Origin of the sequence: Burkholderia sp. Ac-20384, from assembly GCF_017104605.1 — a bacterium.
GTDB classification, from domain to species: Bacteria; Pseudomonadota; Gammaproteobacteria; order Burkholderiales; family Burkholderiaceae; genus Burkholderia; species Burkholderia lata.
On record NZ_JAAGPE010000086.1, the window covers coordinates 18,607 to 32,879 of the forward strand.

The following is a 14,273-nucleotide window of genomic DNA, read 5'->3' on the forward strand; positions in this document are numbered from 1 at the left end:
GTGCACGATGACGAGCGATGTGACAGTGCGATGTGAAACCCCCGACACCCGCCGTGGCGCCGTGGATTTTCCAAAGCAAGAGGTTCGCTACCGGGGCTCTGAATGTCTATGAGACATGTATGAAATTTCGCGGCGTCATGGCTTGCAGACGGTGTAGAGCCACCGCTGGGCCGAATGCCATCCACAACGCGGCACGTGCTTGCATGCACTGATCAATGGGCGAATCTGCTGATACCCAAATCACTCGCGGGCCTCGGTCGAAGGCACGCGGCACCTTTCTGATCGAGCTTGCACGTGCAGGATTGTGTTTATCCTGCGCCCGCGGACGTGGCGTGTTTTGTTGGATTCGCTGCCGCTCACGGACAGGATGGGACACATTGTTTGACGAGCGTGCGTACACGCCCCTGGGCAGGCACCCGCCTGCAAGAGTCCAATGGTGAATAGCTGCCGATGGCCGCAAGATTCCGCGCTGTGCTGGCAACGCATCCCGGCCGCCGAAACTTGCCGCCCGTCAGCGTTGCTAACAGAAGCGACGCATCGCCACCCGAGCGTCTCCAGTTGCGGCGTTGACGTGGACTATCTCGATCTCGGCACCCACTCGCCGATTAAAGCGGGACGCAACGACTGACACGTGGCACGCCCAGGATCTGCTGCCCACCCAAAACCGATAGTGGTTGATCACACACGGTCACGGCGACAGCGAAATCCTGGTTCACCCACCCATCAACCGCCGATGCAACTCCACCAGCGACAGCTTCGTGCGAAACAGCCGCGCGAGGCTGCGGCTTGCAAACGCATCGATGTCGCCGGGCACGGTCCAGCGATACGCATCCATCTCGGGAATCATCGAGCCGTCGCGGCGGCTCGGAAACAGCGACGTGCACGTGCAGTGCGCGAGATCGACTTCGTCGTCGGCCACGCGCACCGCGAACAGGTGCAGATCCTTGTCGTGCCGGTACGCGAAGCGGCCAAGATCGAGCAGCCGATCGGCGCCGAACACGATGCCCGTTTCCTCGAGCAGTTCACGCAGCGCCGCATCGGCCGGCGATTCACCCGGCTCACCCTGCCCCTTCGGGATGTCCCAGTGCGTGGTATCCGTCGCATGCGCGAGGAACACGCGGCCGGCGGCATCGAGGATCACGACGCCGCACGACACCGTGCGCGGCGCGCCGCCCCGCTTCATCACGCGCGTGCTCAGCGCTTCTGCAACTGCCACTTGCCCGCGTCGGTCTTGCAATAGACGGGCTTGAGCGTCATCGTCTGGCCCTTCGCGGTGATTTCGGTCGCGACTTCGCGGCAGGTCTTGCCGTCCGTCTCGGTCGTGGTCGGCGTGAGCTTCGCATCGATCTGCGTGCCGCGGCCGCTGCTTTGCCACGTCGTGGTCTCGCCGTCCTTGCCTTCGTCGCGCACCTGCACCACGGCCTTCGAAAGCGACGCGCGGTCGGTCTTGCTGAAGTAGCTGAGCGGCGTGTCGTTCAGGAAGTTCAGGTTGTTCTGCGCATGGGCGGGCAGCATCGCGGCTGCGCACGCGGCGCCGGCCAGCACGCGCGTGACGACGGAAAGGGATGCACGCATCGACATGTTGTTCTCCTTGGATGTTCGATCGAACGGCGCGGTGCATGCCGGCGAACCGGGGGCCGGCCATCCGGCACGCACACTGCGCCTGTCAGCGAGCGAGGATAGCATGCGTGCCGCCGGCGCCGCCTTCTAGTGGCCGGCCGGAGCGGCCGTTTGCTGATATCCGTCAGTCAGCGTACCGAGGAACGCGATCACGTCCTTGATCTCGGCCGCGTTCAGCGCCGGCTGCTCGCCGCGCTTGCGATCGAACGGCGCCTCGCGGTTGATGTTCGGCCAGTAGCGCTTGGGCAGGTCGTCATAAATCTGCACCTTGCCGTGCACGACCGGATAGAACTTCTCCGGATGGATGTCGCGCTCGACGTAGAAGCGCATCACGTCCTCCAGCGTGTGATACACGCCGTTGTGGAAGAACGTCTTGCGCAGCGCGACGTTGCGCAGCGACGGCGTGCGGAACAACCCGCAGAATTCGTCGCGGCCCTTCAGGTCGGTACGCTCGGGGCCACACGCACCGAGATCGTAAAAGCGCGGATCGCGATTGACGGGCAGCGCGCGGTTGCGCGGCACCGCAATCGCGATCAGCCCGAAATCGCTGAACTGCGGCGGCGTGCCGTCGAGCGCGCGCTGGCTGATGTGGCAGCTCGCGCAATTGCCCTTCTTCTCGTCGTTGAACAACTGCAGGCCGCGCAGTTCGGCCGGCGTGAGCTGCGCATGGCCGGCGAGATACGCGTCGTACTTGCTCGTGTACGGCGAGAACAGTTCGGGCGTCTGCTCGAACGTCTCGAGCGCACGCAGCACGGCCTTGAACGTGGCCGCGTCGTCGTCGAGCACCTTCACGCCGAACACCGCGCGGAACTCGTCCGCATACGGCGCGGCCTTCACGGCCTGCGCGACCTTCGCGGGCGAGCTGTTCATCTCGAACGGCGACGTGAGCGGAATGCGCGCCTGCTCGGCGCCCGTGTCGACGCGGCCGTCCCACGTGAGGCCGCCCGTCGGGCCCGCATCGACGCTCTCGTCGCCTTCGTCGTCGGAATCGTGGAAGTGCTCGGTGAACTGCGGCACGCCCTGCAGGTACTTCAGCGACGGCACCGCGCGAAAGCCGGGGCGTTTCATGTCGTCGCCGCCGAACTGCACGGCCAGCGCATTGGGCGGCCCGAACGCGTGATCGGGGCTGTGGCACGACGCGCATGCGAGCTTGCCGGAACCTGACAGCGTAGGGTCAAAGAAAAGTTGCTTGCCGAGCGCCGTCATCCGGCGCACGCCTTCGTAAACTTGTGCCCGCGTCTGCGGCTGGTTCGTCTCGACCACCGCGCCGCTGGCGGCAACCGTTGCGGACGCAACCACATTGGCGGCGCCCGGCGCGCTTGCCGCGCTCGCGGCCTGCACGGGAGGCGCGCCTGCCCCCGGCTGTCCGTCACAGCCGGCAAGGGTTGCAAGCGTGGTGGCCAGCGCGAACGCGCCGGTCAGGTGCAGCCACGAACGCGCGAACGCGCCGGCTGTCGGTTGGCGAGGCTTCATCGATTCGTCGGAAAGTGGGTTCAGGAGCGGCCGGAGTTTATGTCAGCCGCATGACCGTTACATGACGGCCAATCGACAGCTAATCGAAAGGACGCCTACACCCGGCTGTCAAATCGCACCCTCAAAATGCTTACAGCCGGACATACCACGGTTACCCTCGCGAACCGGCGGTACACGAATGCTCCGGTTCCCCACGCGACAAGAGAGAGATAGAGAGTACAACGGATGAAAAACCACGCCTGGATTCGCTTTACACCGATCGCCGTTGCCGCGGCCGCGGCCCTCACTGCCTGCGGCGGCGACGACGTGCAGCAGCAAGGCCTGTCGACGGTGAAGAACGTCGTCGTGATCTACGCGGAAAACCGCAGCTTCGACAACCTGTACGGCAACTTCCCGGGCGCGAACGGCCTGCAGAACGTGACTGCGGCAAGCGCGCAACAGAAGGACCGCAACGGCCAGCCGCTCGCGACGCTGCCGAAGGTCTGGGGCGGCCTGACCGCGAAGGGCGTCACGCCGGCCGTGACCGAAGCGATGACGGCCAACCTGCCGAACGCGCCGTTCGCGATCGACGACCCGAACGGCTTCAACACGTCGATGAGCGTGACGACGCGCGACCTGTATCACCGCTTCTACGAGAACCAGATGCAGATCAACGGCGGCAAGAACGACATGTTCGCCGCCTGGGCCGACTCGGGCGGCCTCGTGATGGGCCACTACACGCCCGACGCGACGAAGCTGCCGCTGTGGAAGATCGCGCAGCAGTTCACGCTGGCCGACAACTTCTTCATGGGCGCGTTCGGCGGCTCGTTCCTGAACCACCAGTACCTGATCTGCGCGTGCGCGCCGTTCTACGCGAACGCGGACAAGAGCCCGGCCGCCGGTTCGATCTCGGCCGTCGCCGCAGACGGTAAGTCGCTGCAGCTCGCGACCAACTCGCCGGCTTCCGCGCTCGACGGCATTCCGAAGTTCGTGAACTCGGGCAACCTGACGCCGGACTTCTACGCGATCAACACGATGCAGCCGCCGTACCAGCCGAGCGGCAACAAGGCGGCATCGGGCGGCGACCCGAACCTCGCCGACCCGTCGGCCGCATCGACGCTGCCGCCGCAATCGCAACAGAACATCGGCGACCTGCTGACCAACGCGGGCGTGTCGTGGGCATGGTACGGCGGTGCGTGGAACCAGGCGCTACAGGCCGCGCAAAGCGGCACGGCGAACGTGATCTACGGCCCGAACATGACGGCGCCGAACTTCCAGCCGCACCACCAGCCGTTCAACTACTACGCGAACCAGGCACCGGGCAGCGCAAGCCGCGCGCAGCACTTGCTCGACGGCGGCACCGACGGCAGCGAGTTCATCAAGGCGATCGACGCGGGCACGCTGCCGCAGGTTTCGTTCTACAAGCCGCAGGGCAACCTGAACGAACACGCGGGCTACACGGACGTCTCGAGCGGCGACCAGCACATCGCGAACCTGATCGCCCACCTGCAGGCCAGCCCGCAGTGGAAGAACATGGTCGTGGTCGTCACGTACGACGAAAACGGCGGCTTCTGGGATCACGTGTCGCCGCCGAAGGGCGACCGCTGGGGCCCGGGCACGCGGATTCCGGCACTCATCGTGTCGCCGTTCTCGAAGAAGGGTTTCGTCGACCACACGCAGTACGACACCGCGTCGATCCTGCGCTTCATCACGCGCCGCTTCTCGCTGCCGCGCCTCACGGGCCTGCAACAGCGCGACGACGCGCTGAAGGCCAACGGCGGGCAGCCGATGGGCGACCTGACGAACGCGCTGCAACTGTCGCCGAACCTGTAACGGCTGAGCGGCACTGCGATGCACCGGCCGGCGCGATGCCGGCCACGACATGACAAAGGGCGGCTTCGGCCGCCCTTTGTCATTGAGCAACCGCAAACTTCAACGCACGCACGTGCGCGCCGCGTCACCCGCCGTGCTTCAGCCCGGCGCCATCGAGTGCGATGGCCAGAATCATCGCGCGTGCATTCGGCGGCGTCGGTCGTCCGCTCGGGCGGAACACGTCGTCCCCGCACGCGATCCGCGCGCCCGACAGCACGCAGACACCGGCCTGCCGTGCGCGCCCCGGTTTCCAGTGCTGCTCGCCGAAATGCGCACGCCCCGGCTCGACCCAGCGCACGACCAGCAGCTGTGCCGAGCGCTCGAGCACCTGGACGTGCGGACGAACCGTCGACACGCGCGGACGATCGAGCGCCGCCGCCAGGATCATTGCATTCGGCTCGAATGGCGCCCGCCCGCGCGGACTGAACACCGCGTCGCCGCAGACGATCTTCTCGCCCGACAGCGCGCAGTGGCCCGAGCGAAGCGCACGCCCGGGCGTCCAGCGCTGCTCCGCACCGCCCGGCCCAAGCCAGCGCACGATCAGCATCTCGTCCGAAAAAGCGAGCACCTGCACACGCGCATTCATCCGACACCACGCATCAGGCAGCGATTCGCCGACGGACGCGCCGCGGCCCGCGGGCTACCACCCATACTTCAGCTCGACCCCGACATAGTCGGCGTTGTGCCCGCCCGCCTGGCGGATCGCATCACCGACCTGGAAATGCACGGCCTCGATCGCACCGATCAGGTTCGCGGCGATCGTCCAGTCCGCCCGCAGCTGCACGTACATGCCGGTCCACAACCCGCCCTTGCCCGCCGTGCCCGGCACCACCGCGTTGCCCTGCTGGTAGACCGCATCGCCAGTCGTCTCGCGCCACTGGAAACCCAGCGCGCCGAGCAGCGACAGGTTCGGCGACGGCTTCAACGTCACCGACGGCTTCACGTGGATCAGGTTCGAATACCCGGTGAAGCCGGCCAGCGTGAAGTAATAGCCGTTCGGAAACAGCGGGTTGAAGGTTTCGACACGGCCGTCATGCGGATGCCGGTCGCCCGACGCGGCGTCGACCTGCAGCGCGATGCGTGGCGACCACGGCGCGTCGAGCCGGTAGCCGGCGATCGAGCCGACCGCCCACGCGCGGATCGTGCTGCTGCCGACCGTGCCCGTCTGCAGCATCGTTTCGAGATCCCAGTCGAAGCGGCCTTGCGTCCCGGAGTAACGCAGGTCCCACACGTCGCGACGCTCGGCACCGCTCGCATCCAGAAAGCGTGCGTTGCTGCGGTTGTAGCGCGACCAGTAGCCCGACAGGTCGCCGGGCCCCACCGACTGCCGCTCGAAGCGCACGCCGCTGAACGTGAGGTCGCGGTTCGACACATCATCGAACGTGGACACGCTACGGTTCTGCACCGGCTGCGTCGCATACGCGATGAAACGCCACTTCCGGTATTCGTAGTCGGCCCATAGCGCATCGAACGCCTGCCGCACGTTCGGGCCGTCGCGCGCGGCGATGAAGCGCTGCAAGTCGAACGCCATCTCCTGCCGGCCGACGCGGAACTTGAACGTGCCGCCGCCGAACGCGCCCGTGTAGGTCGCGAACGCCTGTTCGAGATCGAGCGGGTTCTTGTCGACCGGCGAGATCGTGTTCTTGCCGAACGCGCGGTCGTCCTGCAACTGCACGAAGAACTGCCAGTGCTGGCCGAGATGCGCATCGGCATGCACTTCGACGCGCTGGATCAGGTACGTATCCGATTGCGCGGAACCGATGCCGAACAGCGGCGCGTCGTTGGTCTCGAGACGCTCGCGCAGGTTCACGCCGAGCGACAGATAGGAGGCCGGATCGTTTCCCAGCGGAATGTATTTCAGGCCGTCGAGCGGTGCGCGCGGCACGCACGGATTCGCGAGCACCGACCAGTCTTCCTGCCAGCGGTTGAACAGCACGGTCGGGCGCTTGGCCGTGCACGTCGATGCGCTGCCGTCGGTGGCTGGTGCCGAAGCCGATGCCGGCGACGTTTGCGCGAACGCCACGCCACGCCCGGCGAGCAGCAGCCCCGCGACGACGGACACGCGTGCGGCACGATCGAAGCGGCGGCCACGATACGGCCGCTCCCCCTGCAAGCTCATGCGCGCTCCTTCGCAACCGCACCGGCGGATTGCGCCGCGCACAGCGCGAGCACCGCAAGCGCGCAGACCGGCGCGAGCAGCGCCAGAAAGCCGATCGTGCGAAACCCGAGCGCGCCGCACGCCGCGCCGAGCGCGAACGCGACGATTGCCGGCAGCATCTTCGCGAAACGCGCGCGGGCCGCCGTGCGCACGCTGTCGGCCGTGCCGGCCGACAGCATGTCGACGACGTCGAGGATCGCCTGCGTGACGTTGCCGGTCATCACCGTGTTCGGCACGCCCGCACGCGGGATCACGCGCGGATGCGCGTTCTGCACGCCCATCGCGAACGTGCCGACGATGCCGGCCACGAGCGCCGGCAGGCTGTCGGGATGCGTGACGGGCGTCGCCCACACGCCGGCCGCGCAAAAGCCGAGCAGCAGCACGGCCTGCACCGCATGCAGCGCGCGCGTGCCCTGCCATGCGGGCCGCCCCGACATCGACCGCGCGATCAGGCTGCTCGCGATCACGCCGCACACGAACGCGGGAAACACGCTGAGCTTCAGCACGACACCCTGGCCGAAGCCCGCGATGCCCGCGCCGATCAGCACGAAGTTGCCCGTCACGTGCGCGGTGAACAGCCCGAACAGTGCGACGAAGCTCAGCGTGTCGACGAAGCCGGCCACCGCGGCAAGGATCGTGTCCTCGTGCTTCATCGCGCCGCGCTCGCGTGAATCTCGGCGACATAGCCGCCCGGGAACTGCACGAGCGCCGCGTCACGGCCGTCCGACGTGAACGGCGGCACGAGCACGGTCACGCCCGCGGCCTGCGCCTTCTTCAGCGTCGCGGCGAGATCGGGCACTTCGTAGCCGGTCATCTCGCGGCCGAACGGGTAAGGCAGGTGGCCGTCGGTCACGAGCACGGTCATCTTGCCGAAGCCCGACTCGATGCGAATGCGGCGGTACGTCTCGTTCGGCCGGCCGATCTCGATGCCCGGTGCCTTGAGGGTGTCGGACACCACCTTGCCGTTCGAGAACTTGACGAAATCGTGCACCAGCTTGCGCACGCTTTCCGGCGACACGTACACGCGGTTCTCCGGTACCGTCTCCAGCGCGTCGTAGTGCGGCGCTTCGGTATGCCAATAGAGTTGCATGTTCAGCCCGCCGGTCCAGCGGATGATCGCGTCGCGGCCGATCGGGTCGGGGAACGTGTCGACGATCACGTCCGCACCGTGCGCGCGCGCCGTCTTCATCGCGACGTCGAGGTCGGTCACGAGATAGCCGGTGCGCTCCGAGCAGAACGGATACGGAATCGGCGTCTTGAAGCCGAACACCGAGATCGTGCCGACCGGCGTGAGCACGAGCTGCGACATCGTCTGGCTCGGCGTGGGCGTGACCTGGAACACGCCCTGCTTCGACTTCTTGCCGCCGAACGTCGCGACGAAGCTGTCGGTGAAGCGGTCGAAGTCTTCCGGCGCCACGCACACGTGCGTCGTGTCGTACTGCGGCCCGACGGCCAGCACCGGCACCGGCGGCGTCGGAACCGGCGGCTTCGCGAACGATGCCGGCGCCGCGACGCAGCCGGCCGCGAGCGTCAGCACGCACAGTGCGGAACGAATGGATTTCATGATCAGGTTTCCTTGTTGTGTCATCGAAGGGTGCAATCGGTCACGCGCGGACGTCGCCGTCCGCGTGCTTCGCATCGGCGAGCCGGGTCGCGAGCACGAGTGCGGCGATCAGCCCGAGATGCTCGAAAAAGCTGTTGAGCGCCATGAAATGCTCGGCGCCCGTGCGGTTCCAGAAATCGTTGGCCACCGCCATCGCGACCAGCGTCAGCATGGCGAGGCTGCCCGCGCCGAGCCACGTGAAGCGGCCCAGCACGATGCACAGCGAGCCGGCGATCTCGACGGCGATCGCCAGTGCGGCCCATAGCGCGGCCGGCTGCAGCCCGAAATGCGCCTGCTCCGCGACCGCGCCGTTGAAGTCCAGCGCCTTTGCGACACCGCCGATCAGGTACGCGGACACCAGCGCCAGGCGCGCAAGCGGCAGCACCCACGGCTGCGCCAGCAGCGCGCGGACCCACGCCGGGTTGCCGGCGCCGCCGCGAGTGGTCGGAGTCGCCATGTCAGACCGCCCAGCACGAACAGCCGAACGCGCCCCAGAAGCCCTTTGCGTCCGACGTCGCCAACGTGCGGCCCCATGCGCCGGCATGCGCATGACCGTGGACGTTGCAGGCGCTCGAGCAGCCGCACATCGCGGCGGCCGCGGCGCGTTGCAGCGGCGCGCCGTTGCGCTGCGTCGCGCCCCAGCCGCCGTAGCCGCCGTACTCGCGCACCGGCGACCAATCGGGCATCGCGGGCGGAATCGGCGCATCGTGCGACGCAAACGGCCCCGCCCCCCACACGATCCGGCCACCGACCACCGTCAGCAATGCAGTCGTATCGACGATATCGTCCTCCGCACACGTGAAGAAATCGCGATCCGGGACCATCAGGTCGGCGAGCTGGCCGACCGCGATGCGCCCTTTCTTCCCCTCTTCGTTCGAAAACCACGTCACGTACTCGGTCCACATGCGCAGCGCCGTCTCGCGATCGAGCAGGTTGCGCTGCGGATACATCCGCAGGCCGCCGACCGTCTTGCCCGTCACGAGCCACGCGAGCGACACCCACGGGTTGTACGACGCCACGCGCGTCGCGTCGGTGCCGGCCGACACCTTGATCCCCTTGTCGAGCATCTTCGCGACCGGCGGCGTCGCCTCGGCCGCCTGCGCGCCGTAGCGCTCGACGAAGTATTCGCCCTGGTATGCCATCCGGTGTTGCACCGCAATGCCGCCGCCGAGCGCGGCAATCCGGTCCATCGATTTATCGGAGACCGTTTCCGCATGATCGAAGAACCAGTTCAGCCCGTCGAGCGGAATATCGCGGTTCACCTTCTCGAACACGTCGAGCGCACGGCTGATCGTCTCGTCGTAGGTCGCATGCATGCGCCACGGCCAGCGGTTCTGCGCGAGCACGCGCACGACGCCTTCGAGATCGTCCTCCATCTGCGCCGGCAGGTCCGGACGCGCGACGCGGAAATCCTCGAAATCAGCCGCCGAAAACACCAGCATCTCGCCCGCGCCGTTGTGGCGGAAGTAGTCGGTGCCGTCGTGGTACTTGACGCTCTTGGTCCAGTTCACGAAGTCTTCCTTCTCCGCGTTCGGCTTCTGCGTGAACAGGTTGTACGCGATCCGCACGGTCATCTCGCCCGCATCGTGCAGCTTGCGGATCACTTCGTAATCGTCGGGATAATTCTGCGAACCGCCGCCTGCGTCGATCACGCCCGTCACGCCAAGCCGGTTCAGTTCGCGCATGAAGTGGCGTGTCGAGTTGTACTGGTAGTCGAACGGCAGCTTCGGGCCTTTCGCGAGCGTCGCGTAGAGGATCGTCGCGTTCGGGTTCGCGAGCAGCAGGCCGGTCGGGTTGCCTGCTTCATCGCGCAGGATCGTGCCGCCCGGCGGCTCGGGCGTGTCCTTCGTGTAGCCGACCACCCGCAGCGCGGCCGCGTTCAGCAGCGCGCGGTCGTACAGGTGCAGGATGAACACCGGCGTATCGGGTGCGACCGCATTGAGTTCGTCGATCGTCGGCAGGCGCTTCTCCGCGAACTGGTGTTCGGTGAAGCCGCCAACCACGCGCACCCATTGCGGCGCAGGCGTGATCGCGACCTGGTGCTTCAGCATCTCCATCGCGACCGCGAGCGAACGCACGCCATCCCAGCGCAGCTCGAGGTTGTAGTTCAGGCCGCCGCGAATCACGTGCGTATGGTTGTCGATCAGGCCCGGCAGCACGCTGCGGCAATCGAGATCGACGACCTTCGTCGCGCGGCCCGCGAGCGGCACGATGTCCGCGTCGGCGCCGACCGCGACGAAGCGGCCGTCCTTGATCGCCACCGCGGTGGCGACGGGGTTCGCACGATCGAGCGTCGTGATGCGCCCGTTGTGCAGGATGAGATCGGGTTGAGTAGCGGTTGCGCTCATGAAGTGTCCTCGATGCGGTCAGAAGCCGAGCCAGTGACGGACCGGCGCGATGGCCTGGGCGCCGATCAGCATGCCGGCCAGGCCGACCAGCGCGATCAGCGGCGGTGCCGGCGAACGCACCTTGATCACGCTGTAGACGATGCCGATCAACACGCCGGCACCCAACGAAAGTAGATAAGATTCCATAACGATTTTTCTCCCGGCCGGATTAGAATCACCTGCACCGCACGCCCGCTTTCGCGGTGCGCTGCATCCGTTCCGCTTCCCTGCCATTCATCCCGACCATGCAACACCTTCCTGATCTCGAAGCCTGGGCCATCTTTGCGCGCGTCGCGGAAACCGGTTCGTTCGCGAAAGCCGCCGACCTGCTCGGCGTATCGCAGCCGACCGTGTCGAAGGCCATCGCACGCCTCGAAAAGCGTCTCGGCGCGATGCTGCTGTACCGCACGTCGCGCAAGCTGTCGCTCACGCCGACCGGCGAACTGCTGCGCGACCGCGCGATCCGCCTGCTCGCCGACGCCGAGCTGATCGAGAGCGAAGCGTCCGCGCAGGCACTCGAACCGCACGGCCTCGTACGCGTGAATGCGCCGATGTCGTTCGGGCTGCGCCATCTGTCGCCGGTGCTGCCCGCGTTTCTCGAACGTTATCCGCGCGTCGACATCGACCTCGTGCTCACCGATCACATCGTCGACATCGTGTCCGGCGGCTTCGACGTCGCGATCCGCATCGCCGAACTGAGCGATTCGTCGCTGCGCTCGCGCCGGCTGTGCGCAGTGCGCCGGCCGCTCGTCGCGTCGCCCGCATACCTCGACCGGCGCGGCCGCCCTACGCATCCGCGCGACATCGAACAGCACGTGTGCCTCACCTACACGAACCTGCCGACGCCCGAACACTGGCGCTTCCGCCACCCGGCATCGGGCGATGAAGTCGGCGTATCCGTGCACGGCCGCATCCGCACCAACAACGCGGACGTGATCGTCCCCGCGCTCATCGCCGGTCACGGCCTCGCGCTGCAGCCCGAGTTCCTGGTGTGGGAAGCGATGCAGAGCGGCGAGCTCGAGGAAGTGATGTCGGACTGGAAGATCGCCGACATCAACGTCAACCTCGTCACGCCGCCCGGCATGCTGCGCGCCGCGCGCGTGACGGTGCTGCTCGACTTCCTCGCGGAACACTTCGCGCACGCGCCGTGGGCGCTGCCCGCAACCTGAACACGCAACGGCCGGCGACAGCAGATCGCCGCGGCCGGCCGTTACCACGATCGCGGCCGGGGCCCGTTACTTCGCCGGTACCGCCGCGATCGACTCGTGCGGCGTCGCGGTGCGTTGCGGCGCCTTGTGAACCATCGTGTACGCGTAGTCGACACCCATCCCGTATGCGCCCGAGTGCTCACGCACGACGGCCATCACCGCTTCGTACGTATCGCGGCGCGCCCAGTCGCGCTGCCACTCGAGCACGACCTGCTGCCACGTGACGGGCACCGCGCCGGCCTGCACCATGCGCTGCATCGCGAAGTCGTGCGCGTCCTTCGACGTGCCGCCCGATGCATCGGCCACCATGTAGATCTCGTATTCGCCTTCGAGCATCGCGCACAGCGCGAACGTCGTATTGCAGACCTCGGTCCACAGGCCCGACACGATCACCTTCTTGCGGCCGTTCGCGGCCAGCGCATCGCGCACCTTCTGGTCGTCCCACGAGTTCATCGACGTGCGTTCGAGCGTCTTCTGGTTCGGGAACACGTCGAGCAGCTCGGGGAACGTATGGCCGGAGAAGGCCTCGGTCTCGACCGTCGTGATCGTGGTCGGCACGTTGAACGCCTTCGCCGCCTTCGCGAGCCCGACGACGTTGTTCTTCAGCGTCTGGCGATCGATCGACTGCACGCCGAACGCCATTTGCGGCTGCTGGTCGATGAAGATCAGCTGGCTGTTCTGCGGAGTCAGTACTTCAAGTTTCGGATTGCTCATGGCGCAAGGTGTCCTGTGAACGAAAAAAGGGGGGCCTGCCTCGACCGTGAAAACGGGAGGAGCCGGAGGTACGTCGGCGCCGGATCGTCATCCGGGCCCGAATATTTAAGCCGCAAACGCGCGGCGCGAACACCCAAGAAACGGAATCGATCCGATTCCTGAATCGATGCCTGTTCGGGGCTGCCCGCCCTTTTTTTCTTCACGCAAACCCGATACGCTTTCGAAATCTTGACGGCGCGCACCGCGCCGCTCGTCTGCCATCACGGGACGCCCGCCATGAAACCGTATTTCCTGTCGCTGCTTGCCGGCATCCTCGCCGGTGTCATCTACGGCGCGCTCGGCGTGAATTCGCCGGCCCCGCCGATCATCGCGCTCACTGGCCTGCTCGGCATGCTGGCCGGCGAACAGATCCTGCCCGTCGCGCGCCGGATGCTTTCCGGACACCGGCTGAACACCGCATGGCGCGATGCACAATGCAGCCAGCACATGTTCGGCGCGCTGCCCGGCGGCACGCCGAACGACCGCAAGCCGTCGTGACGCAACCGTTCGCCGCCGGCCACGCATGACCAACGTCGAGCTGTTTCATTACCTGCTGCTGTTGATCTGCGGTGCGGGCGCACTCACGTGGCTCGCCGAGCGGATTTCGATTCCGCCGGCCGTCGTGCTGCTGCTCGGCGGCTGCGTGGTCGCGGTGGCCGGCAAGCGCGTGCCCGACATGGACCCGGCGCTGCTGCTCGCGGCCGTGCTGCCGCCGCTGCTGATGTCGAGCGGGTTCTACACCGCGTGGAAGGAATTCCGGCAGGAGCTTGCATCGATCGCGTCGCTCGCGCTCGGCGCGGTGGTGTTCACGACCGTCGCGGTTGCGCTCGCCGTGCATGCCGTGAACCCGGCGCTGCCGTGGGCCGCCTGCTTCACGCTCGGCGCGATCGTGTCGCCGCCGGACGCGGTCGCCGCGAAGGCGATCCTGCAGCGCCACCCGCTGCCCTCACGGCTCGTCGCGGTGCTCGAAGGCGAAAGTCTCGTCAACGATGCGTCGGGCCTGCTGCTGTACCAGATGGCCGTGTCGGCCGCGCTCGCCGTATCGATCACGGCCGCGAGCGCCACCGGGCTGTTCTTCTCGCTCACGCTGATCGGCATCGCGGTTGGCCTCGCGTGCGGCCATGCGATGAGCTGGGTGCTGCCACGCCTGCGCGATCCGATGCTCGGCATCGTCGTAACTTTCGCGATGGCGTGGGGCAGCTATGGGATCGCGGAAGCCG

At 66.9% G+C, this 14,273-nt stretch carries 15 protein-coding genes and 1 pseudogene; 4 read left to right on the plus strand and 12 right to left on the minus strand.

Going from position 1 to position 14,273, the window contains the following annotated elements:
- Window positions 1-712: 712 nt before the first annotated feature.
- The 3 genes from G3O00_RS18380 to G3O00_RS18390 form a co-directional block, all read right to left on the minus strand.
- On the minus strand, window positions 713-1,183 hold the full coding sequence (locus G3O00_RS18380) for an NUDIX hydrolase (RefSeq protein WP_206143879.1): 471 nt from the start codon (window positions 1,181-1,183) through the stop codon (window positions 713-715).
- 11 nt (window positions 1,184-1,194) lie between these two features.
- Window positions 1,195-1,581 (minus strand): hypothetical protein, encoded by a 387-nt coding sequence (locus G3O00_RS18385; protein WP_206143870.1) that lies wholly within the window; start codon window positions 1,579-1,581, stop codon window positions 1,195-1,197.
- Between the two features lie 126 nt (window positions 1,582-1,707).
- A complete protein-coding gene (locus tag G3O00_RS18390; protein ID WP_206143871.1) occupies window positions 1,708-3,093 on the minus strand; it encodes a cytochrome c peroxidase in 1,386 nt (461 codons plus the stop codon).
- 225 nt (window positions 3,094-3,318) lie between these two features.
- On the opposite strand from G3O00_RS18390, the gene G3O00_RS18395 reads away from it, so the two are divergent.
- Complete coding sequence (locus tag G3O00_RS18395; protein ID WP_011351711.1) at window positions 3,319-4,905, plus strand: acid phosphatase; 1,587 nt, start codon at window positions 3,319-3,321, stop codon at window positions 4,903-4,905.
- 124 nt (window positions 4,906-5,029) lie between these two features.
- Here G3O00_RS18395 and G3O00_RS43390 read toward each other — a convergent pair whose 3' ends face one another.
- From G3O00_RS43390 to G3O00_RS18430, 8 genes and pseudogenes are all read right to left on the minus strand, one after another.
- Window positions 5,030-5,332, minus strand: a complete 303-nt coding sequence (locus G3O00_RS43390) for a DUF3331 domain-containing protein (protein ID WP_050781600.1) — start codon at window positions 5,330-5,332, stop codon at window positions 5,030-5,032.
- Window positions 5,321-5,530: pseudogene (locus G3O00_RS43395) on the minus strand (DUF3331 domain-containing protein); the annotation flags it as partial. The gene G3O00_RS43390 and the pseudogene G3O00_RS43395, both read right to left, overlap by 12 nt.
- A gap of 54 nt (window positions 5,531-5,584) precedes the next feature.
- A complete protein-coding gene (locus tag G3O00_RS18405) occupies window positions 5,585-7,063 on the minus strand; it encodes an alginate export family protein (protein WP_206143873.1) in 1,479 nt (492 codons plus the stop codon).
- Window positions 7,060-7,755 carry a YoaK family protein gene (locus G3O00_RS18410; RefSeq protein WP_174988966.1) on the minus strand — a complete coding sequence of 232 codons (696 nt, stop codon included), beginning with the start codon at window positions 7,753-7,755 and terminating at the stop codon, window positions 7,060-7,062. The genes G3O00_RS18405 and G3O00_RS18410 overlap by 4 nt, the downstream gene beginning before the upstream one ends.
- On the minus strand, window positions 7,752-8,666 hold the full coding sequence (locus tag G3O00_RS18415) for a glyoxalase (protein ID WP_206143874.1): 915 nt from the start codon (window positions 8,664-8,666) through the stop codon (window positions 7,752-7,754). Before G3O00_RS18415 ends, G3O00_RS18410 begins: the two co-directional genes overlap by 4 nt.
- A gap of 40 nt (window positions 8,667-8,706) precedes the next feature.
- Window positions 8,707-9,162 (minus strand): DoxX family protein, encoded by a 456-nt coding sequence (locus tag G3O00_RS18420; protein WP_206143875.1) that lies wholly within the window; start codon window positions 9,160-9,162, stop codon window positions 8,707-8,709.
- A gap of 1 nt (window position 9,163) precedes the next feature.
- A complete protein-coding gene (locus G3O00_RS18425; RefSeq protein WP_206143876.1) occupies window positions 9,164-11,053 on the minus strand; it encodes an amidohydrolase in 1,890 nt (629 codons plus the stop codon).
- Window positions 11,054-11,071: 18 nt separating this feature from the next.
- Window positions 11,072-11,239: a DUF1427 family protein gene (locus G3O00_RS18430; RefSeq protein ID WP_206143877.1), complete on the minus strand. Its 168-nt coding sequence runs from the start codon at window positions 11,237-11,239 to the stop codon at window positions 11,072-11,074.
- 98 nt (window positions 11,240-11,337) lie between these two features.
- On the opposite strand from G3O00_RS18430, the gene G3O00_RS18435 reads away from it, so the two are divergent.
- Window positions 11,338-12,261: a LysR family transcriptional regulator gene (locus G3O00_RS18435; RefSeq protein WP_174933914.1), complete on the plus strand. Its 924-nt coding sequence runs from the start codon at window positions 11,338-11,340 to the stop codon at window positions 12,259-12,261.
- 66 nt (window positions 12,262-12,327) lie between these two features.
- Here the strand turns inward: G3O00_RS18435 and G3O00_RS18440 are convergent, their stop codons facing one another.
- Entirely contained in the window at window positions 12,328-13,014 is a 687-nt protein-coding gene (locus G3O00_RS18440) for a hydrolase (RefSeq protein ID WP_011351702.1), read from the minus strand.
- A gap of 276 nt (window positions 13,015-13,290) precedes the next feature.
- On the opposite strand from G3O00_RS18440, the gene G3O00_RS18445 reads away from it, so the two are divergent.
- Both G3O00_RS18445 and G3O00_RS18450 read left to right on the plus strand, forming a co-directional pair.
- Window positions 13,291-13,551: a XapX domain-containing protein gene (locus G3O00_RS18445; RefSeq protein WP_041493055.1), complete on the plus strand. Its 261-nt coding sequence runs from the start codon at window positions 13,291-13,293 to the stop codon at window positions 13,549-13,551.
- 25 nt (window positions 13,552-13,576) lie between these two features.
- Window positions 13,577-14,273 (plus strand): cation:proton antiporter (locus G3O00_RS18450; RefSeq protein ID WP_206143878.1); only part of this gene is annotated, 697 nt, incomplete at its 3' end.

Coding starts and splice junctions, on each gene's coding strand:
- G3O00_RS18380 (WP_206143879.1), bottom strand. CDS start 1,183: ATGAAGCGGGGCGGCGCGCCGCGCACGGTGTCGTGCGGCGTCGTGATC.
- G3O00_RS18385 (WP_206143870.1), bottom strand. CDS start 1,581: ATGTCGATGCGTGCATCCCTTTCCGTCGTCACGCGCGTGCTGGCCGGC.
- G3O00_RS18390 (WP_206143871.1), bottom strand. CDS start 3,093: ATGAAGCCTCGCCAACCGACAGCCGGCGCGTTCGCGCGTTCGTGGCTG.
- G3O00_RS18395 (WP_011351711.1), top strand. CDS start 3,319: ATGAAAAACCACGCCTGGATTCGCTTTACACCGATCGCCGTTGCCGCG.
- G3O00_RS43390 (WP_050781600.1), bottom strand. CDS start 5,332: ATGATCCTGGCGGCGGCGCTCGATCGTCCGCGCGTGTCGACGGTTCGT.
- G3O00_RS18405 (WP_206143873.1), bottom strand. CDS start 7,063: ATGAGCTTGCAGGGGGAGCGGCCGTATCGTGGCCGCCGCTTCGATCGT.
- G3O00_RS18410 (WP_174988966.1), bottom strand. CDS start 7,755: ATGAAGCACGAGGACACGATCCTTGCCGCGGTGGCCGGCTTCGTCGAC.
- G3O00_RS18415 (WP_206143874.1), bottom strand. CDS start 8,666: ATGAAATCCATTCGTTCCGCACTGTGCGTGCTGACGCTCGCGGCCGGC.
- G3O00_RS18420 (WP_206143875.1), bottom strand. CDS start 9,162: ATGGCGACTCCGACCACTCGCGGCGGCGCCGGCAACCCGGCGTGGGTC.
- G3O00_RS18425 (WP_206143876.1), bottom strand. CDS start 11,053: ATGAGCGCAACCGCTACTCAACCCGATCTCATCCTGCACAACGGGCGC.
- G3O00_RS18430 (WP_206143877.1), bottom strand. CDS start 11,239: ATGGAATCTTATCTACTTTCGTTGGGTGCCGGCGTGTTGATCGGCATC.
- G3O00_RS18435 (WP_174933914.1), top strand. CDS start 11,338: ATGCAACACCTTCCTGATCTCGAAGCCTGGGCCATCTTTGCGCGCGTC.
- G3O00_RS18440 (WP_011351702.1), bottom strand. CDS start 13,014: ATGAGCAATCCGAAACTTGAAGTACTGACTCCGCAGAACAGCCAGCTG.
- G3O00_RS18445 (WP_041493055.1), top strand. CDS start 13,291: ATGAAACCGTATTTCCTGTCGCTGCTTGCCGGCATCCTCGCCGGTGTC.